The organism is Nocardia sp. NBC_01327 (assembly GCF_035958815.1).
Lineage (GTDB): Bacteria > Actinomycetota > Actinomycetes > Mycobacteriales > Mycobacteriaceae > Nocardia.
This window is the reverse complement of sequence record NZ_CP108384.1, coordinates 113794-133645: the sequence shown is the minus strand read 5'-3', so window position 1 is coordinate 133645 and position 19852 is coordinate 113794. Positions and strand designations below refer to the sequence as shown.

21 protein-coding genes are annotated in these 19852 nt (G+C 64.5%); 6 read left to right on the top strand and 15 right to left on the bottom strand.

Annotation, left to right across the window (positions count from 1 at the left end):
* Positions 1–229: 229 nt before the first annotated feature.
* Positions 230–778 carry a membrane protein YczE gene (yczE, locus tag OG326_RS42195; RefSeq protein ID WP_327147019.1) on the top strand — a complete coding sequence of 183 codons (549 nt, stop codon included), beginning with the start codon at positions 230–232 and terminating at the stop codon, positions 776–778.
* 674 nt (positions 779–1452) lie between these two features.
* Here yczE and OG326_RS42190 read toward each other — a convergent pair.
* Together OG326_RS42190 and OG326_RS42185 are read right to left on the bottom strand one after the other, a co-directional pair.
* The gene (locus tag OG326_RS42190) at positions 1453–1896 is read right to left on the bottom strand and encodes a hypothetical protein (protein ID WP_327147018.1); all 444 of its coding nucleotides are present in this window, start codon (positions 1894–1896) and stop codon (positions 1453–1455) included.
* Entirely contained in the window at positions 1893–2132 is a 240-nt protein-coding gene (locus OG326_RS42185; RefSeq protein WP_327147017.1) for a hypothetical protein, read from the bottom strand. Before OG326_RS42185 ends, OG326_RS42190 begins: the two co-directional genes overlap by 4 nt.
* Positions 2133–2253: 121 nt before the next feature.
* Here OG326_RS42185 and OG326_RS42180 point away from each other — a divergent pair, with 121 nt between their 5' ends.
* Positions 2254–2682 (top strand): hypothetical protein, encoded by a 429-nt coding sequence (locus OG326_RS42180; RefSeq protein ID WP_327147016.1) that lies wholly within the window; start codon positions 2254–2256, stop codon positions 2680–2682.
* A 186-nt stretch (positions 2683–2868) separates the two neighbouring features.
* Here the strand turns inward: OG326_RS42180 and OG326_RS42175 are convergent, their stop codons facing one another.
* Positions 2869–3039, bottom strand: a complete 171-nt coding sequence (locus OG326_RS42175) for a hypothetical protein (RefSeq protein ID WP_327147015.1) — start codon at positions 3037–3039, stop codon at positions 2869–2871.
* A gap of 680 nt (positions 3040–3719) precedes the next feature.
* Between OG326_RS42175 and OG326_RS42170 the strand changes: the two genes are divergently transcribed.
* The 4 genes from OG326_RS42170 to OG326_RS42155 all read left to right on the top strand — a co-directional run bounded on the left by OG326_RS42170 (position 3720) and on the right by OG326_RS42155 (position 5859).
* Positions 3720–3911, top strand: coding sequence for a hypothetical protein (locus OG326_RS42170; RefSeq protein WP_327147014.1), 192 nt, complete (start codon positions 3720–3722; stop codon positions 3909–3911).
* Between the two features lie 69 nt (positions 3912–3980).
* Complete coding sequence (locus OG326_RS42165) at positions 3981–4178, top strand: hypothetical protein (RefSeq protein WP_327147013.1); 198 nt, start codon at positions 3981–3983, stop codon at positions 4176–4178.
* An 825-nt stretch (positions 4179–5003) separates the two neighbouring features.
* Positions 5004–5240 carry a recombinase family protein gene (locus OG326_RS43140; protein WP_442791105.1) on the top strand — a complete coding sequence of 79 codons (237 nt, stop codon included), beginning with the start codon at positions 5004–5006 and terminating at the stop codon, positions 5238–5240.
* Positions 5241–5481: 241 nt separating this feature from the next.
* Entirely contained in the window at positions 5482–5859 is a 378-nt protein-coding gene (locus tag OG326_RS42155; RefSeq protein WP_327147012.1) for a DUF2076 family protein, read from the top strand.
* Positions 5860–6334: 475 nt separating this feature from the next.
* On the opposite strand, the gene OG326_RS42150 is transcribed toward OG326_RS42155, so the two are convergent.
* The 12 genes from OG326_RS42150 to OG326_RS42095 all read right to left on the bottom strand — a co-directional run bounded on the left by OG326_RS42150 (position 6335) and on the right by OG326_RS42095 (position 19846).
* Positions 6335–6589, bottom strand: a complete 255-nt coding sequence (locus OG326_RS42150) for a hypothetical protein (RefSeq protein ID WP_327147011.1) — start codon at positions 6587–6589, stop codon at positions 6335–6337.
* A gap of 247 nt (positions 6590–6836) precedes the next feature.
* Positions 6837–7301, bottom strand: coding sequence for a hypothetical protein (locus OG326_RS42145; RefSeq protein ID WP_327147010.1), 465 nt, complete (start codon positions 7299–7301; stop codon positions 6837–6839).
* A gap of 280 nt (positions 7302–7581) precedes the next feature.
* Complete coding sequence (locus OG326_RS42140) at positions 7582–7845, bottom strand: hypothetical protein (RefSeq protein ID WP_327147009.1); 264 nt, start codon at positions 7843–7845, stop codon at positions 7582–7584.
* 295 nt (positions 7846–8140) lie between these two features.
* Entirely contained in the window at positions 8141–8692 is a 552-nt protein-coding gene (locus tag OG326_RS42135; protein WP_327147008.1) for a type VII secretion system-associated protein, read from the bottom strand.
* Positions 8689–9576, bottom strand: coding sequence for a hypothetical protein (locus tag OG326_RS42130; protein ID WP_327147007.1), 888 nt, complete (start codon positions 9574–9576; stop codon positions 8689–8691). The genes OG326_RS42135 and OG326_RS42130 overlap by 4 nt, the downstream gene beginning before the upstream one ends.
* A 378-nt stretch (positions 9577–9954) precedes the next feature.
* Positions 9955–16122 (bottom strand): non-ribosomal peptide synthetase, encoded by a 6168-nt coding sequence (locus OG326_RS42125; RefSeq protein WP_327147006.1) that lies wholly within the window; start codon positions 16120–16122, stop codon positions 9955–9957.
* A gap of 145 nt (positions 16123–16267) precedes the next feature.
* On the bottom strand, positions 16268–16459 hold the full coding sequence (locus tag OG326_RS42120; RefSeq protein WP_327147005.1) for a hypothetical protein: 192 nt from the start codon (positions 16457–16459) through the stop codon (positions 16268–16270).
* Between the two features lie 107 nt (positions 16460–16566).
* Positions 16567–16845: a hypothetical protein gene (locus OG326_RS42115; protein WP_327147004.1), complete on the bottom strand. Its 279-nt coding sequence runs from the start codon at positions 16843–16845 to the stop codon at positions 16567–16569.
* Between the two features lie 10 nt (positions 16846–16855).
* Positions 16856–16978, bottom strand: coding sequence for a hypothetical protein (locus tag OG326_RS42110; RefSeq protein WP_327147003.1), 123 nt, complete (start codon positions 16976–16978; stop codon positions 16856–16858).
* Between the two features lie 117 nt (positions 16979–17095).
* Positions 17096–17311 carry an SMI1/KNR4 family protein gene (locus OG326_RS42105; protein WP_327147002.1) on the bottom strand — a complete coding sequence of 72 codons (216 nt, stop codon included), beginning with the start codon at positions 17309–17311 and terminating at the stop codon, positions 17096–17098.
* Positions 17312–17730: 419 nt separating this feature from the next.
* Positions 17731–18801 (bottom strand): hypothetical protein, encoded by a 1071-nt coding sequence (locus OG326_RS42100; protein ID WP_327147001.1) that lies wholly within the window; start codon positions 18799–18801, stop codon positions 17731–17733.
* Between the two features lie 211 nt (positions 18802–19012).
* Positions 19013–19846, bottom strand: a complete 834-nt coding sequence (locus tag OG326_RS42095) for an IS3 family transposase (RefSeq protein ID WP_327147000.1) — start codon at positions 19844–19846, stop codon at positions 19013–19015.
* Positions 19847–19852 lie beyond the last annotated feature (6 nt).

Sequence of the window (19852 nt, the reverse complement as noted above, 5' to 3'; positions counted from 1 at the left end):
CGCGGACGGGGCCGGCGAACACACACAGGAACCGACTGAAATGGAGCAGACGATCACGAACGTCAAGAGGCAAGGACTCGGCGAAGACGAACGAGACGGGGGTCCGTCAGCGTCCCGTACACGACCGTCCCTGCCGCCGCTCACCTACGTCTCCCTCGGTGAGCGTCCACTCAGACGGTTTCCCCAATTGTTCGTCGGTCTCGCCCTGTACGGGTTCAGCCTCTCGGTCATGGTCCGCACATCTCTGGGCGTCAATCCCTGGAGCGTCCTGTACGAGGGGCTGGAACGTCACACTCCCCTCAGTTTCGGCATGATCAGTGCCCTACTGGGTGTTTTCGTGCTCTTGCTGTGGATCCCTCTCAAGCAGAAGCCGACCTTGGGTACCTTCGCCAACATCATCGTCGTGGGGTTCTCCTCCGACCTGGGTCTCGCGCTCATTCCTCAACATCTCGGGCTCCCGGCCCGGGTTGTGCTGGCCATCGGGTGTGTGGTGCTCAACGGCTTGTCCATCGCCGTCTATGTCGGTGCGCGCTTCGGCCCCGGTCCCCGCGACGGGCTGATGACCGGTACGTCGGCGACGACCGGGCGTTCCATCCGGCTCATCCGCACCTTGATCGAGCTTGCCGTGCTCGCGGTGGGCTGGGTTCTCGGCGGCACTGTGGGTGCCGGCACGGTGATGTACGCACTACTGGTGGGTCCGGTCGCCCAGTTCTTCCTGCCCTGGTTCGCCTACCGCAGGACCAGCGAAAGCACTGTGGACGCAGCGGGCCGACCCTAGGAAACGCCTCCGCAACGAGGCGCCGGCCCGCAAGCTCCCCGCAGCGCAGAGAGTCGAATCGGGATCGCTCTGTGAGTTCGTCTGTTGGGCGGGTAAGAGCGTGGTCGATATCCACGACCACGCTCGCCAGTGGCCACGCACGTGTTGGCCGCACCTGGAAGTTGAACTGATTCAGGGGATTTCGCTCGACTCGAGGGCGTCGAGGTGCTTCTGTAGCGGGCAGGGACGATCGTGTGTGGCACGCCCTGCGCTCCCGAGTGGTCGATGGCGACCTCGTGTGCGGGTATCGAATTCGTCCAGCCGTTCCGCCGCCACAGCTCCACCCCCCTGGCCGACAGCACCCCACAGGATCGAATGACACCGTCGATCTTGCGTTGGGCTCGACCAGATGCAACCGCGCCGCGCCCGGCCCTCGAAATGCCCGCCCCGGTTGTCGCCGACGCCCTCAACTACCACTACACCACCACAACCAGACTCGCCGCCCAGACCGGCGGCCGTCTGGAGCCGCTACGCCACGGGCCCCCGGCCAAGATCACCCAAGGGCTGGAAACCAGACACATCCCGCGACAGTTGAATACGCGACCTCACCAGTCCGGAACCACGAGAGGCCGGGGACGGGGAAAGGAGTGCATCGCGGGGCAGTACGACGGGTCCGCGCTGGATCGGGTCCCCTTCTAGCGGTCCCGCACAGTGGCCGAATCTCCGGCACTCTCCGGCATCGACTGGGGCACTGATTTCCGCACCCGTCGCCGGGCCGCCAGCACCTCGGCGACAACCGAAAGCCATTGTGCGAAAAGGTCGTCACGCACCACATCCGGTTCTCGGCCGGACGCGGCAGCGGTCATCCAGGCCCGGACGACCTGGGTCGGCTGCGCGCCGATCAGCGGCTCGGGCAATTCGGTCGCGGCCGACAACCCCATCGCCTGAACACATGACGCCAAGAACTCGGTCGGGTAGGGACCGATTCCGAGATCCTCCAATCGCAGTGCCGCACCGATCACCCCGTCGGAGAAAAGCATCGACCGTTTGTCCCCGGGATCCGGTAGCCCCTCGGCGAGGGCGGCCGGAATGTCGACGTCGAGGAAGGCACTGTCCGGACGCCTGGCATCCTCGCTCATTGCGGGAGTGCGACCGAGGTCGGGTCGCTCAGTCCGGTGGTCGGGCTGTCGCTGGTCAGCTGACCCAGCTGGCCGTCGATGAACTGCTGTTTGGTCACCCACTCGGTGAATCCCCACGGGTTGTAGATCTCCAGTTTGTCACCGCGGGCCGCCATGATCATCACCTCGTGGGCCGCGCCGTCCTTGGCGCCCGGCGGAGTGGCCACGGTGAGCGGCACCGGCTTGCCCGCATCCACCGAAGAACGCCCGCTGGGTGCGGGAGAATCTGAAGGTCATCCGTGAACGCCTGGCGATCGGCACACATACCGTGGTCACGGTCGACTCGGTCCCGAAGGCGTTTTCGTCCCCTATGAGTGGATGCGCAACCAGTTCGAAGAGCTGGGATTGCCTGCGACACAGCATGATCCGGACTGCGCGATGGTGATCTACCGCAACTCGCGCACGGTCGAGGAGCTCGAGGCGGAGTTCGCGGGCACCGAGGATCCGGATTTCGAGATGGATCGGCGGCTGTCCGCGGGCCCGGCGCGAGTGCCGGCGGTGCGCCGCGAACGGTTGCGTGCGGTGGTCTACGTCCATGACGGGGTGATCGCACGCGTTCGGACGGTCGACAAGACCGGAGCGTGGGAAGACCTGCCGGGCCTGCACTCTCTCGCACCGGTCTCAGCGCCACTGACCGCGGCACGCATCGACAAAACCTTTCCTGGCCTGGGGATTCATCCCCGCGATAAACGCGAACCGCGATGGGGAACCTGGCGCGAATACATCGACCTGGGCACCGAAGGTTGACTCGGGTTCGACGGCAACCAATGTTGTTCCCGCACATCACCTCACCGATGCGGGACGAGGTGACGCGGGCGGGTCGTCGAGCCCGCCGGGTGTAGTCGGGCTGGGTTCTCGGGCTGGTCGGTGGCACCGATGTTGTTTTCGCACAGTGGAGTCGTGGCCATACATCGAGGAAATCCTCACTCGTGGTCACCGCCGTTCGCACGGCTTCTGACGCTCCGGCTCGTCGCTGTATGCGTTCTTCAGATCTTTCTCGGCCAACCAGCGAAAATAGGCGCTCTTGGTCATGCCGAGTCCCGCGGCACGGACCTCGACACGCGAATCGAGCTCCTGCGGCATTTTCACCGAGCGCGCCTGCATGCGGTTTTCGGTGCCGGTGTCAGTCGCTGTCGCGTTGGGCTTGCTGCCATGGTTGGGTTCGTGCCGGACAGCGCGTCTCCGTCACTCAACCACAGTGGTCCGGCCCAACAACGATAGTTTTCGTCGGCCCGCTGCCACCCCAGCCGACGCAGGTATGTGGCGCGGTGACCCTCACGGGTCCAGCGTAGTACCAAAAGCCACCCGTTTCCGCCTGCGGATCCGAGTGGACCCCGTCCTTGAGCTTTTCGATAAAAGCCCCCAGCCCAACTTTCTTACCCGGAGTGTTGTTCGTAGTAGCCACGCAGTCGACAGATCCGTTGTAGAGCAAGTGAATACGAGCACCCGGGACATCGCGATAGTCGATCTCGTGATAATTGTCGCCACACGCCTCGGCAGGGGTAGCCACCGCGTTGGCGGGGGCAGCGATCGCGACTGAGCCTCCGAGGATCGCCAGGACTGCGAGTCCGATCCGAATTCCCTGACTGTGCACGCGCATGCTTTCCTCCGGTGTCGCATGATCAGACGATGCCCACCAACCTCTAGGGTCCGCGGAAAGTCGGTGAGGTCAGCCAGGTTGTTGAGCGTGCCAGAACCCCTGCCGGTCAGAGACCGCCCCCTTCCCAGCTCTGGACGGGCAACGTGCCCAGAGTCCTGTCGCCAACTTCTCACGGGGTGAATTCTTGAACCGCCCGCCCGGCGTCGAACTGTCGCTCAGCGTGTTCATCGAGGACCAGACGCACGACGGGCTTTACTCCTGGCTGCGAAAACGCTACGTGCTGGTCGATCCAGACCATCAGCGCATGGTCGACCGACTGCTACTCGAGATCGCCGGCGCCGATCCACAACCTGACGATTTGCCTCATGATCAATAAGACTGGCTACGCGATCTTCTTCATTTCAATACCGCGCTGCGGCTGTTCCCGATCGGAGCAGCGGCGGTGATGGAACGTGTGTCGGCGGAGGCCGAACGGGAACTCACTGAGCGGGCGGCGGCAGTCCGGAAATTGCTGCACTGGGTCAGTTTTCTCGTGCGCGACGACGGTAATTGCAACCTCGGCTCCCTGCCGCCGACGCACGGCGCCGTGTCGGTCTACTACAGCACACAGGCGGGAAAGGACGTCGGCGTATACGTCCAGTAGGTCGCCGGAGAGCAACTGATGGCCGAAGCGCTTGTCGGGCAGCGGAGAAGCTTCCACGGCAGCACACCGGCGGTGCGACCATCAGTTTCTGATTCTGCTGCTGTTCGAGACCGGGGCTTGCCTGGACAAGGCACAGGGGTTGCGGTGCTCGGACCTGCGCCCGCGTGCTGATGAGGTGCGGGCGATGATTACCACCGGGGTGTCACCGGCAATGACTGTTCTCTCGCCCACCCCAAGCGCCTCTGATATCGCCGTACCAATCGATGCATTCGTGCGGGGCCGAAACATAAACCGGTCCCGCGTATGTGGTGAAGTTTCCCTTGTCGGTAGCGACGGAACCAGGATCACCCGAACGACCGACCTGGGCGGCCATCTCTTCCCTGCCTCCTGGCTGATCGCGAACTGTGACAACGCAATTCTTTCCAGTAACGCTGCTATAGGTTAAGAACACGGTTCCGCCGTTCACCCCAGCTGAATCAATGACACCGTACCCTCCACCGCATTGACCGCCGTACGTCGCCGCCGATGCTGTACCCGGTACGAATACAACTGCTCCGCCAACCATTGCGACCGAAACGGCGCAGGCCGCAGTAAATTTCCTTGCGCTAAGCATTCCACACTCCCAAGCTTTCGGGTCGGAACAGACGTGTCCGGGTGGGCAACAGCGTAGGGAACTCTGTCTCGGGGATGTCGACAATGCCTGCCACGACTGGGAAGCCATCGAGCTGAAAGGGTCTTCGATGCCCTGTTCGTGGAAGGCGCGTATCCGTGGTCGAAGCCACGACGACTGCCGCTCGCTCGGCGGTTCGCAATACACTCCGCGCCATGCGAATCGGCTACGGACGAGTCTCCACCCGCGACCAACACCCCGAAGCCCAGAATGACGCGCTCACCGTAGCCGGATGCGAACAAATCTTCATCGACAAAGCCTCCGGCAGCCTGACCGCCCGGCCGAAAGGCGACCGGCGCGTCATCCGACGACGAGGGCAGCGTCCGCTGCGGGTACACCGTGGAATTCAGTGGGTTGAACGGATTCGGCAATCGATGGCTGTTCTTCGGTGACCTGGAGCCGGCCGTCGCGTTCGCTGCCTGCGGCGCAGATGTCGTACGACCACCTTGCAGTCGGGCTTCTTCAGGCCGCCGTAGGCCGGCGCACCCTGGCCAGGGGAATACGGAGTTGCCCCTTCTGGTCGCGGGGCTGGAATGGCTGGCTGTCGGTGGGTTGTCGGCGCATTGTCAGCGGCTGGGGTGACCGTGTACTCGGGCCGGATGAGCGGCCAGTGAGGAACGGAAGGAACCGGAAATGAATACTTCGCAGGCACAGCAGATTGTCGATGGGTTGTTTCAGAAGATCGACCGTCAGGGGGCGCGGCCCGGGCAGCGGGACCCTGAGGTGGAGGCTCTCGCCCAGCAGCGGATCGCCCGCGATCCGGGCGCTATCGATGCGATGGTGCAACTGCTGATCGGGCAGGATCAGGCTATCGCCCAGCTGCGGCAGGAGAATGCTCAACTGCGGCAGCAGGTGTCGGATTACCAGCAGCGGGGCGACGCTGATGATCGCCGGTCCGGTGGGAGTGATTTCCTTTCCGGGGCAGCGCAGATCGCTTTGGGGATCGGGGGTGGGATCCTGGCCGCTGATGTCATCGGGGACGTCTTCGGCGGCGGCGATAGCTGGTGGTGACGCCAGACCGGCAGGGAGAGCCGATGAGCATGCACTGGTGGCGGTAAACCTCGAGAACGTATGTGTCTCAGTGCATGCTGGTGGGGGGTGGACTAGCTGGTGTTGGATCACCGAATCAGGAACCAGTCAGCTGAACCGGGGGGCGGATGGTCAAGGTCTGCCGCGCCGGCACGCAGGGCGCAGGATCCGTGGCGTGTTATCGGTCGCGACACTCAGGTGGCGGGGGGCTGTGTGTCTGCGCCGCGATCGCGGCGCAGAGCGGTGATGAATTGTGTGAGTGAGGTGTAGCCTGCCGCCCGAAGGTCGGCCAGCAACACATCGCGCGGGTCGGGTGAGTCGATATCGTCGACGGTTCGACGGCCGCGAGGGTGGCAGAGTCACGTGGCCTGCTCGGTACATGGTCAGGCGGGTCGGAGTTATACGTCGATTCGTGCGAATCCGGTGTACTCTGCGGCGCCGCAGAGTCGTTTGTATCTCACTTGAACGAGTCGGAGTCTTTCTCGGGCAAGGTCTTCACTCCGACAGACCTGAGTACCACCGTCGACACCGTATGACGTGAAGTGTCCCGATGAAAACCGAACGGTGCTGTTGGGCAGAAACGACGAAAGCCGTTCGCGGAGGGGATTTCCGGACCGGCTTTCATCGAACGGGGTGTTGCATGGAACCACAGGTCGAGTTGGGCTTCGGGGTGTTGGTCGCGGGCGGAGACGCGTCCGTAGCCGATTCGCATGGCGCGGAGTGTATTGCGAACCCCCGGCAGGTTGACGTTGGCGCGTACGCGCCAACCTTTACAGATCTCGCCTGCGGAAACCTACTGCAGCTGAGGGTGTCTCGCGAACGATCGTATCCGGACAGCGACAAACCGACGGCTTCCACCGCATGTCAGGGGCACTTTGCCTGTCCCCGTCTGGACTCGAACTCACCCTGGGCTCCCTCTGGACCGGCGGCTGCTGATCTGCCGTGACCTTCCGAATCGGTCAGCCGCAGTGTGATGGGCCACCACCAGCGGAGCCGCCGTTATTGGCGCCTCCGAACGAGCCGTACCAGTAGATGCAAGTGTGCGGGGCGTACCAGTAGACAGGGCCTGCGTAGTACGAAAACGAGCCCGCGTCGATGTCCATATTGTTGCTCACACCGTGGAACGGAATCGTGGGGATGCCACCACCGATACCCCCGGTACCCACCGCTGCCGTCAGCAGTGTCGGTGTCCCGATCTTTGCCGTCTTCCATGTGACAACGCAGTCGGTGGAGCCGTTGTACATCAACCAGACGGTCGCCTGCGTTTCGATGTTCCCGTGATCGATCGCGTAATACCCTGCGCCGCACGTCTCTTCAGGCGAAGAGGCTGCCGCCGCGGGCCCGCCCGCCGCTACCGACGCAGCAAAGAAGGCAGCCGCCGCGAACCCCACGGCCAGCCGGGCCCGCAACTTCAGATTCTTCATGGGTACTCCCTTGTTCCGCAACACATCTGCCGAGCGCTTGTCGCGCGGAGTATGGTACTCTCGCGCGGCATTCCCACCGCTGGGAAGGTTCCCGCGACCGATACTCGCGCCGCGGGAACTCTCTAGCGTATCCCGACGCGCGACACCTGTTTCTGGACGTAACATGCTGCCCGCACCACGATTTCGATGCCGCGATCCCCGGTAGCCGAACCCCGTCGCCTGTCAGCTGGATACAGCGTGTTTTTTCTAATCGTGCGCGGGCTGGATCTTCCGGTGCGGCTCAGCGGGCCCCGACCGTGACAACGGGAAGGAATCCCGACGCCGCGAACTGCTCGAGATAGAGGTTCACCACCACGTGATCAATTACCGGACAGTGGATGTTCTTCTCGCGCAGCGCCTCCCGGGTGTGTACATCGTCCCAACGGGTGTGCCCGGCGAGCTCACCGAAGGTGGAGGCGAGTACCGCCGCGCGGGCCAGGGAGTCGTCGCCTGCGGCGGAGCGGGTCGTCGATTGCCGGTTCAGTTCGGCGAGTACGTGGTCCATCGGCCGCTCCCGCACCTGGTGACCTTGTTTACGCAGGCATTCCAGCGGCAGTAGCGGATGCGTGGGTAAGCCCGCTACTACCCGCCATCGTTCTCGACGTCGCTGTCACCCCGCCGGTTGTCGGTAAACGATCGTTTGCCGACAACCGGCGGCGTGTTCGGGTATCGCCAGGTGTGACTCGCAGCGCTAGATGGCGGCGTTGTCGCACCCCTCAGGTGGCGCGGGCGCTGAGTCGATGAGGCACGAACCGATCCGACCGCTGCCTCGGTGACCACGACGGCGTGAACAGGGGATCTCACGTCTGGCCGGCCGCACGGATCGCGGTGGTGGCCAGGCGGAATGGATGATCGCTTCCAGGGTTGAACCACACGTCGGTGCCGTCGGGGACGGTCTCGGGAAGTCGTGCGCCCAGCACAGGCAGCCATCGTGGCACGGCCAGTTGGTGTTTGTGGATTTCGGCGGTCACGACGACCACGCACGGAATGTTGTCGGGGGAGAGGGCTGTCCGCGGCTCGTTCTGGTCGTCGCAGGCGATCTCGACGACGGTGTGGGTGAGTGCCGGGATGATCTGATCGCTACGGTCCTCTCCGGCGGTGATGAGGCGCAGCAGGGCGTCGAGAGGGTCGCTCGGGGTGTCCGGGGTCTGCGGCCGATACCCCGGATTCGGCCGGAAAGGCCCGAGCGTCCCATCCTGCTCGAGTCTCCACCCACCGACCATCACCTCCGCCGGCGGCGTGTCCTGGGTGGGGTCACCAGCCCAGTTCGGGTCGAAGAGCACGAACCAGTCACCGTGGCGCACTGCTGAGGACGGATCCATCGGCCACACTCCCTTTCGTTCGGTTGTCACGGATTCTCCGGCGGTGGGTACGACTCGAACAATTTGTCACGCGGCAGAGGTATCACACCCAGAAATTTGCGACGCGGGCGAGCCAGCACGCCCAGATGGGTGCGCACACTGTCACCACTCCCGGAAATTGGCGTTGCAGCCGTATCGGTGGGAGCGTGAATGGGCCCGGTCACCACACCGGTTGTGTGAAGGTGTTCAGCTGCCAGCCGGGCAGCGGAGGCCTCGGGCGCGCCGGACGAGCACGCAATGAGCACGTGTTCACCTGCGGGGTTTCGTCCGATGGCGCGCGCGGAATTCTCGTCCGCGGCAAGCATCTGCCCGAATTCCCGTCCATTCACCTTCACATCGACCCAGTCCGGGACAGCTTCGGTCCCCCGGTTGATGCTGGCCCAGAAGCCGTCGCGATCGGCATGGGCTATGAGGTAGTTGGGCGGTTGACCCGATTTTCGGACAGCGTCGGCCCACGGAGCATCCTCAGGCTTGCCGAGCGCAGTACGGAACCCGTAGATCACCTCGATTGGGGTGACTTTCGTGTCGGCTTCTCGTGTCGGTTGCTCTATCCATCGGATCGCTGCCGGGTAGGAATGTTCTCGTTCGAAGGTGGCTCCTATCTGGACACCGCCGGCGTCGGTCAGGGGCTTGCTCCACACATCCTCCAGGCGAAACCTGATTTGCTCGATTTGCTCGTCTTCGTCGGTCGTGCCGCTGAACCATGTCACCTGATCGGCGGCCTCGATGTCGGCGCCAGAGAGCCAACGCGGTGCGCCCTCCAATGCGTCGGCGGCACCCCTGGTCAGGTCAGCCGTAGCCGACCCGCTCGCACGGATCGCACCCAGTAAGCGGTCACGCACCGCGCGCAAGGCCACACTCATCGCGCCGGTCACGCTGCTCTACCTCCATGCACACCGAACATTCGCCGAGCCCGGACCGGCCACCCCGCATCGACGATGCTGCCCGATCAGCAGCGGATGATTGCGCGTCGACATTTCCCAGTGGGGAGAAGTGGCCGGTCGAATCCACCTGCGCAGCCACGTCTGGAAACCATGGTCTCCGGACACCGCCGGTCGCAGACTCGCATCAGACGCGACTTTCCCGCATCTGATGCGGACTTTGCCAACTCCAGACGGCCATGCCCTGATCAGGACATATGTTGAACATCGTTGGATTTTCGGCGCTTACTACCGGAACCCCTGACAGTCCCTCACCTAGCTGGGTACAGCGCGATTTTCTGATCGTGCGCGGGCCGGATCCTCCGGTGCGGCTCAGCGGGCCCCGACCGTGACAACGGGAAGGAATCCCGACGCCGCGAACTGCTCGAGATAGAGGTTCACCACCACGTGATCAATTACCGGACAGTGGATGTTCTTCTCGCGCAGCGCCTCCCGGGTGTGTACATCGTCCCAACGGGTGTGCCCGGCGAGCTCACCGAAGGTGGAGGCGAGTACCGCCGCGCGGGCCAGGGAGTCGTCGCCTGCGGCGGAGCGGGTCGTCGATTGCCGGTTCAGTTCGGCGAGTACGTGATCCATCGGCCGCTCCCGCACCTGGTGACCTTGTTTACGCAGGCATTCCAGTATCTCACGCACCGCGACGGGTGAGTGATTGACCAGGTGGTAGACGGTCTCTCGGCGCGGGCCCGACGCGAGGGCGACGATCGCGCGCACGACGTAGTCGACGGGAACCAGTGAGACCGTGGCATCGCCTACCTCGGGCGTGACGCCGAGCACCGCGGCGGCCCGCACCATGTTCCAGAAGGCGTCGTCGGGATTGTTGACGCCGGTGGACGTGTCGCCGCAGATTGTTCCCGGCCGGTGGATGGTCACCGGCACCCCCCGCGCGCCGGCCTGCCGAACCAGTTCCTCGCCAACCCATTTCGAGGTCAGGTAGCCGTTCGGCTGGAGTTGATCGGCGCGCAGCCGGTCCTTCTCGCCGACGACCTCGGGAACCGGGCCCGCCGGGATCGCGGCGCCGAGTGTGGAGATGAAATGCACCTCCTTCACCCGTGTGGTGGTAGCCAGTTCGAGCACCGCCCGCGTTCCCTCGACGTTTACCGCGCGCAGCCGCTCATAGGGATCGACATGATTGACCCTGGCGCCGTTGTGATAAACGACGTCGATCCGTTCGGCGAGCAGATCGAACTGCGCGGGGGCGAGGCCGAGTCGCGGATCGGCCAGATCGCCGCGCACGGCCGTCACCCGCTCGGCGACGCCGTCGGTGGGCAGCCGAAATCTGGTCAGGGCCGCCAGGATTCGATCCAGCGGATCCTCGTGATCCTCCGCGCGCACCAAGCACCAGACCTGGGCCCGAGTGCGGGTCAGCAACTCGTGCAGCAGATGTGCGCCGAGGAATCCGGTCGCGCCGGTGAGCAGGACATCGGCTGTGGTGTGCCGTGCGGGTGCGCATCCCTCGACCGAGATCGCCGGGTCGAGGATCGCGTCGGCCGCGGGTGTGAATGCCGAGATGGGTTGGCGTGCGCCGCTCACGTATGCCGCCAGGCCTGCCACCGTCGGTGCGGCCAGGATCGCGGACATCGGAACGTCGCAGTCGAGTCGGTCCGAAAGCCGTTGGTGCAGCACGAATATCAGCAGTGAGGAGCCGCCGAGCTCGAAGAAGTCTGACGTCGGTCCCACTCTGGAGACGGCGAGAACCATCGCGAAGACCTCCGCGATCGCGATTTCCAGTGGGGTGCCCGGTTCGGCCGCGTCCTCGCTGACGAACACCGGTGCGGGTAGTGCCGCCCGATCGATCTTGCCGCTGGTGTTGACCGGCAGCGAATCGAGCACCATCACTGCTGCCGGGACCATGTATCCCGGCAGCAGTCCGGAAACCCTGCGCCGCAGCTCCTTCGACTCGACGGTGCCACCAGCTCGTGGCACCACATAGCCGATCAGATGGTCTTCCTGGCCGGACCGCCGCACGGTGACCACGGCTTGCGCCACCGCGGGATCGTCGAGCAGGGCGGATTCGATATCACCCAGCTCGATGCGGTGCCCGCGGACCTTGACCTGGAAGTCGGTGCGGCCCAGGTACTCGAGGATCCCGTCGGGCCGGGAACGGACCAGGTCACCGCTGCGGTACATCCGTGCTCCCGGCGGTCCGGACGGGCTGGCCACGAATCGAGTCGCGGTGAGTCCCGGCGCGCGGTGATAGCCGCGGGCGAGCTGATCGCCCGCGAGTACGAGCTCACCGGCGACGCCGGGAAAGAGGCGATGCAGCCGAGCATCGAGTACGCCGCACTGCGAGTTCCAGACTGGCACGCCGATCGGCATGACCGACGCACGCAAGTCCGCGTCTGTGACATGGTGTTCGGTGATGCTGACCGCGGCTTCGGTCGGACCGTACAGGTTGTGCAGCTCGGCGGGGCTTACCTCGGCGAACGCCTGTGCGGTCTCCGGCGCGAGCGCTTCGCCGATGACGAAGACTGCCCGCAGTGACTCCAGCTCCGCGAAGCTCGCGGAGCGGGCCACCAGTGTGAGCATGGTCGGTACGAAATCGGTCAGGGTCACACGATGATTCGCGATCAACCGGCAGATGGCGTGCGGGTCCCGATGTTCGTCGGGCCCGGCCAGCACCAGCCGCGCACCGGAGCCCAGCGGCAGGAAGTACCCCCACAGCGAGACATCGAAGGTGGCGGCGGTCTTGTGCAAATACGTGTCCCGGGCCTGGATGTCATAGCGAGTGCGCATCCAGGTGAGCTGGTTGAGGATCGCGGTATGGGTGACGACCACGCCCTTGGGCTTACCGGTGGATCCGGAGGTGTAGATGACGTAGGCGGGATGATCGCCCCGCAAGGCCGCAGTCCGCTCGCCGTCACGCACCGCTCCGGTGGGATACCCGGTTGTGTCGATGGTGTCGACGGTGTGCGGAGCGCCAAGAGCGAATCCATCCTGGGTTGTGGTCAGGACACAGTGCGGCGCAGCGGAATCCAGGATGTAGCCGATTCGCTCGGTGGGATGATCGGGATCGATCGGGACCCACGCCGCTCCCGCCTCCGCGACCGCGTACAACGTGACGACCTGCTCGATGGATCGGCGCATGGCAACCGCGACGAGGGATTCCGGGCCGATGCCCTGGGCGATCAGCCATCGTGCGAGCCGGGTTGCGCGATCGTAGAGCTCAGCGAAGGTGACGGACTCGTTCCCGCTGACTACAGCGACCGCATCCGGGTGCGCGGCCGCCTGAAGGGCGATCGCGGCGGTGAGATGCCCCCGCGTGACCGGCACATCGCCGCCGCAGTGCGCATCGAGGTCGTGGCCGTCGGCAATCGCGAGGTCGCCGACCGATGTACACGGATTGGAGAGGATCGACCGCAGCAGCCGGGTATAGGCGTCGATGAACCCCTGGACCGTCGATCGATCGAAAAGGTCTGTGCTGTAGCCGAATCGCAGCGCGATGGGACCGGGTGCGCCCTCGGCGTCGCGGGTGTCGATCACGCCGATGTGCAGATCGGTTTTCACCGTATCGGTCTCGATTTCGAACACGGACATGGCCGTGGCGGTCATCTCCAAATCGGCCGGTGTGAAATTTTGGAACGCGAATCCGACCTGATACAGCGGATGCCGTCCGGGCGACCGCACCGGATCGACCGCGTCCACGACGTATTCGAACGGCACCTCGGAGTGCGCGAAATTGGCCAGGTCGCGATCTCTGGCGCGGGCCAGCAGCGCGTCGAAACTCTCCGCGGGGTCCACCCGGGTACGAGAGACGGTGGTATTGACGAACATCCCGACCACGCCGTCGAGGGCCGGCTCGGCGCGATTGGTCATCGGCACACCGATCGCGATGTCCTCGGTGCCGGTCAGGCGGGCCAGCAGGATCGCCAGCGCGGTGCGCATCACCATGAACAGGCTCGCCTGGCGTCCACGCGCGAAGGTCAGCAAATCCTCGTGCATGGCGGCGGGCAGCAGGTGATCGATCGTCGCGCCGCGCAGCGAGGCGATCGCGGGCCGGCGGCGGTCGGCCGGCAGGTCGAGTTGGTCCGGCAACCCGCGCAATTCGTCGGTCCAGTATCGGAGCTGTTGTGCCAGTATCGATTCGGAGTCATCCCGAGAGCCGAGCAGTTTCCGTTGCCAGAGCGCGTAGTCGGCGTACTGCACCGCGGCCGGGCGCCATGGCGGTGTGGTGCCGGTGCATCGCGCTGCGTAGGCCAGGCCCATATCGTGGGCAAGGGGAGCCATCGACGAGCCGTCGGCACAGATATGGTGCACCGCGCAGACGAGCACCTGCGCGGTCGGCGTCCGCAGCAGTCTCATCCGCAGCGGAACCTCGGCGGTGACATCGAAGCCCTCGCGAATCACTCGATGCACCCGCGCGGAGAGCTCCTCATCGGTGACATCCTGCACGGCGAAACCGTTCATCACCACGACCGCGTCCATGATCTGCTGGTACGGCCCGTCACCATCGGCGGGATAGCGGGTGCGCAGCGCCTCGTGGCGGGTGATCACATCCAGCAGTGCCGCGCGCAGCGCATCCGCGTCGAGACCGGCAAGGCGCAGGGCGAAGCCGATATTGTCCACTGCGGTGGCGGTATCGAACTGGTTGCGCAGCCAGAATCGAAGCTGGTTCGGCGACAACGGAAGTCGATCCGGGCGCAGCCCTGCCAGCAGCGCCGGGCGGGCGGTGTCGAAATGCCGGGACCGGATGGCCCTGGTCAGTGTGGCGACGGTCGGATGGTCGAACAACAGGTGGGGCGGAATCCGCGCTTTCCAGATCTCGCTCAGTCGCGCCGCCGCCTGGGTGGCCAGCAGCGAATTGCCACCCGCCGCGAAGAAATCGCTGTCGGCGCCGAGCCGCTCGATGCCGAGCACCTGCGCGAACACCTCGGTGACCAGGTCCTCTCCGGCGCCGGTCACACGCCGCGGACCCGTACGCCGCACCGGGAGGGTGCGCAGTGCGGGCCGGTCGACCTTGCCGGCCTTGGTGAGTGGGAAGTCCTCGACCACGATGACGGAGTTGGGCACCATGTAGGCCGGCACGCGTGCTGCCAGACCCGCCAGCAGATCCGACGTGGGTGGCTGTGAACCGGGATCGGCCAGGACGAACGAGACCAGTTCGGTGTCGCCGGTGGGGGTTTCGCGGTCCACGGTCACCGCGCGCGCCACGCCGTCCAGCTGGGTGAGCGCGGCGTCTATTTCCCCGAGTTCGATGCGCAGGCCGCGGATATTGACCTGATGGTCGATCCGGCCGAGATACTCGAGATCGCCGATGTTATTGCGGCGCACCAGATCTCCGGTGCGATACATCCGTTTCCCTGCCGCCCCTTGCGGATCCGCTACGAAGCGTGCCGAGGTGAGTGCGGGCAGACCTGGATAGCCACGTCCCACTCCTGGCCCGGTGACATACAACTCGCCGACCGAGCCGCTGGCAGCGGGCCGAAATCGGGTATCGAGGATTCGGTGCCCGACGCCCTGCACCGGCCTGCCGATCGATACCGCGGCATCGGGTTGTAAGGGACCGCTGAGGCTGGCTGCGACGGTGGTCTCGGTAGGTCCGTAGGCGTTGTGCACACGCCGCTCACCGGTCGCCCATCTGGTGACCAACGACGGGGGGCATGCCTCACCGCCCACCACGATGGTGCGGAGGGTATCGAGCCCGGCCGGTTGGACGGTCGCCAGGACCGAGGGGGTCAAGAAGGCGTGCGAGATCCTGTGCTGGTGCAGGAATTCCGCCAGATCACCGCCGCCGACGATCGAGGGCGGGGCGATGACCATCGTGGCGGACGATCCGATCGCGAGCAGCAGCTCGAGCACCGATGCGTCGAAGCTCGGCGATGCGAAGTGCAGGCACCTGGACGCGGCGGTGGTAGCCAGGGACGCGCGGAGGTCCGCGCACAGCGCGGCCAGACCGGTGTGTGTGAGGGCGACGCCCTTGGGTAGACCGGTCGATCCGGACGTGTAGGTCAGGTAGGCGATGTTCGAGATGCGCAGGGGCGCACTCTGATCGAGGTAGGAGATCGGATTCGATGGTTCCCCCGCGAGTTCGGCGAGAACCTGCGGGTCGTCCAATGCCAGCCACCGGACCGTGTCGGGAAGATCGTTGTGATGACGGCGATGCGTAAGCCCCAGCACGCACCCGCTGTCGTTGAGCTGGTATTCGATCCGTGCCCGTGGATAGGCTGGATCCAACGGGACGAACGCCGCGCCGGTCTTCGCGATCGCCCAGACTGCCGTGATCGAGTCCACCGATCGGGGCAGCGCGATAGCCACCCGATCCTCAGGCCCGATCCCGAGCCGGGACAGCTTGCGCGCCAACTGATTTGTGCGAGCGTCCAACGTGCGATAGCTCAGTTCGACTTCGCCGGCGACGATCGCGATTCCGTCGGGGTTTCGCTCGGCCGCTGCGGAAAGCAGGGCCGCCAGGCTTCGGCCACCGGTTCCGCTGTCGCGTCGACGACGAGTCGAACGTGGAGTCGGAGCGGGGGTGCCGTCGCGCATGGGTATCCTGCCGTCTTCGGTCGATTGCCCGGCTGATGCTACGACCAACCCACACCCCTTGCCACGGCAGAGAAGTGGATGTCTGCCGGTCTCGGGGTCCCGGTAGTAACCGCGCGAAAAACAACGGATATGGCGAAGGCACGGTTCAGGCAGCGTCGTCGGGTTCGAGCGGGCGGCGATAGACCCCGGGCCTGATCTGGACGAGCTGGGAGCGCGCGGTCCAGTAGTCGAGGATGCCGGTGACCCTGTCCGGTGTCATCGCGATGCCCAGGCGCAGCGGTGGGCTGATGACCGAAGTCGGCACGGCGCTCAGCGACCGGTGCGCGACATTCGACATGAGCGCGCACCAGGAAGAGTTACCTGACAACCAGTTTGGCCGGCCGCCCAACACGCGGGTCACGGCATGTCAGTGCGTTCGATGCCGATCGAACTCAGTCGATTCGACTACCGATGTGGCGACCTATCGAGGAATCCACGCATGATCGCGCGCCAACGCTGATTGATCTCCGCTGCATCAATTTTCGGTCGCATCGCAGGGTCGAAGCAGTCGAGTATCTTCCTCGACTCGACAAACGAGATACCCAGCTCCATCTGGAAGATCCACAAGAACCGCATTCCAGTCAGAGGCACGTCCTCACGCATCGACAGGTGGTCCAACATCTCCAGAAGCGAGGCGTCCTGCTCGAAAAGCCCTTGCAGCCGTTGGTCGTTCAGTGCGTCCATTGCAGCGGATCTACTCGGCGATCTCGCGCTCGGCCAGGAACTTGTCGAGCACGTCGAACAGGACCTCAAGCACACGTGCTTCCTGCTCAGGGGTACGAGCGTCTGAGCGGTCGTGATCCGGTAGCGCGATCAATTCGATCAGCGCCTCCCATACGAGGCTGTTCTGGTGGCCGATGTAGTTGGCGATCAGCCACTCGTGGAAACCGTCCAGCAGCGGTCTGTCGCCGCGGCGGGCGGCCGCGTCGTAGTGTCAACGGCGGGCGAATACCGGCCAGCCGTTGCAGGTGCGCAGCAGATCGAGGTAGGCGTCGTCGAAGAAGACTCCCAGTCGTTGCTCCGCAGCTGCGATATCGACGTCGCTGGCCGGTGGATTCGGTGGTGCGTACCGCCATACCTCGCCGCTCAATTTGGCCGCACGTTCCTGAAGTTCTGAAACTGTCGTGACGAGCTTGCTCCAGTTCCTCACCGTGGCTCCTTCGAGTTGTCCGGCTGTGCGTGGCGCGGCTGGAATGTCCTTCTGCTGCGTCGATGGCCTGGATCGATAGCTGTATCAAGATCATAGTTTTCAGCTATCGAGCTGGTTCGATCTGACATCACATAATCGGCAATATGGTGCGTTCAGCCGGCACCAGATAGATGCTGCGGGTTGATCTTCCGAGGCGCCGCACTGGCCGTTCCGAACAGCGCGCAATGGGGCATAGAAGACTGCGTTAGCGCCGCTGGAGTGCCGCGATTTTTTTTCGCCCCGCCGCGAGAATGCTGAAAGTCGGCTTCCTTTAGCGTTGTTCGACATCTTTCCGGCGGTCGGTCGCGTGCCGCACATCCGGCACCACAGACGCGAGGCGCTTCCGTGTGGCTGATGACAATATTTTCTTACCGGCACCCCTATTCGATCGCGATCCAGACCTCGTGGTGTGAGTCCTGTCGGCAGATGAAGATGAGGAGTTCGTCCCTGACGCCGTCGAAGCCGGTCGGATCATGGAACTCTGCGTCGTAATCTTGTTCGGCCGCGTGGTCTTGCTCTCGCAGCGGGGTCCAGCTCTGCGCACCGCGTTCCCCGTTGGGGAGTGTCAGAAGCAACTGCATCTCCGACCCGCAGGCGCACTGCACCGGTCTTGGGCCGTGTGGCCAGTACGGCCATCCACCGGCCTTGAGCCCTGGGGCTACCGACAGGTCGTTGCTGTAGCCGTAGTCGGACTCCTCGTCGAGACTGTCGATCCAGCTGTAGACGCGAGACTGTAGCGGCTCGGGAAGATCCTCGAGGTCGGGATATTCGGTGATCTGCTCGGGATGGACGACGCACTGCTCCAAAACAAATCCATTCGCGCTCGTAGCGCTCGACGCACCGGCGATTGCCTTCGTGAGGGAGTCGGCCGCCCGCCAGATCACCTTCGGAGCAGGCCCGCTGTAGTGCTCGTGCATGCCGGGAACGTCAGGATGCTGGTAGGGGCACCACAGGATCTGTAGCAGGTCCGTCCCGTCCGGGAACCGGACTTCGGGTATGTCGGCGGCATTGAGTTGCACGACTGGGACCATGGGGACCGGTTCGGTGGGTGCCTCTGGCTCCCACGTCCTCAAAGTCGTGCGCTGAGAGCGTCGGTTCTTGGCCTCCGTCATACGCTGCTGCGCGATGGCCATCTGGCTTGCCCGCTCCGGGTCGGCAATCTGTTCGAGCACTTCGCCGTATTGGGCGAGTAGTTGGGCACGGTGTTCATCGGCCCTCCGAGACTCGTCCAGGTCCTCTGCGGTGCGCTCGCGTATGACCTCGACCAGGTGGGGCAGCTGACAGGTCGGCCAGGGCTCTTCCGCGGGCCAGAGCATCTGTCCCGCTACCGAACTCGCCTCAGCTTGCGGTACTCCGCGACGTGGGTGCAGGCGGGTCGCACTCTTTGCGAAAGCCGCTAGCTCGGGAAAGACCGTGAGGATGTCAAAGGGGCGGGCAGGGGTGTTGAACATGCGGTGAGGATCCTTGCTTGATCTTGGCGCCGACAAGATAACCGAGAGTGCGCATCAATTGAACACCCGCCAGCGTGCGAGTCCCGCGTTTGCAACCAGCAGTGGGAACACTGAGGTTCTCTCCGAACGATGGAGACCGGCTCAGCAGGATGGGTTCGTCACCGAGTAGCCTGAGGTTCCCCCCGAACGGTGGACAAGGGGGTTACGAGCTTTAGGCGGCAGTTGCTCGGAGTGAGCGCTCGAAGGCGTCTGGACTTTGCATCCCGATCGCTGAGTGCCGCCGCACAGCATTGTAGAAATTGATCCAGCTGTCAACCGCGGCAACGAGTTCGGCTTTCCTCGCGTAGACGTGCCGGTAGTACTCCTCGTGTTTGAAACTCGACCAGAACGATTCCGCGGGGCTGTTGTCCCAGCAAATCCCGGTCGCGCCCATCGATCGCCGCAACCCGTACCTCGAACATGCTTTCGCTGTCAGGTGCGCGGTGAACTCGCCGCCGCGATCGGAATGCAAGATCGTGCCACGACACAGGCCATCCCGGGCGGAGACAGCGGATTCGATGGCCTCGGTGACCATGTCGGCACCGATATGGTCGGCAATGCTGTAGCCCAACACTTTCCGGGAATGCCCGTCACGGATCGCACACAAGAACATGTCCCCCTCACCGCAGGTGAGGTAGGTGATGTCGGTGAACCAGGCCGCCTCCACACGGCCCTGGTCGAAGACGCGGTCCACCAGATCCGGTGGGAACGACGCGTCCGGATCGACGACGGTGGTGCGGACCTTGAACGTGCGCGGGCTGATGCCCTCGAGTCCGATCGAGGCCATGATCTTGGCGACGGTCTTCTCGGTGACCCGCTCACCCTGCTCGCGCAGCTCAGCGGTGATTCGTGGCGCCCCGTAGGTACGACGGGAGTCGGTGTGCACCTGGGTGATCTTCACTTCCAGATCCGCGCGCCGCTGCTGGCGGGGCGTCAAAACTGTTGCCGCTCTGCGCTTGAGGTACTGGTAGTAGCCGGAGGTGGAAACCTTCAGCAGTGGCGCCATCCGAGA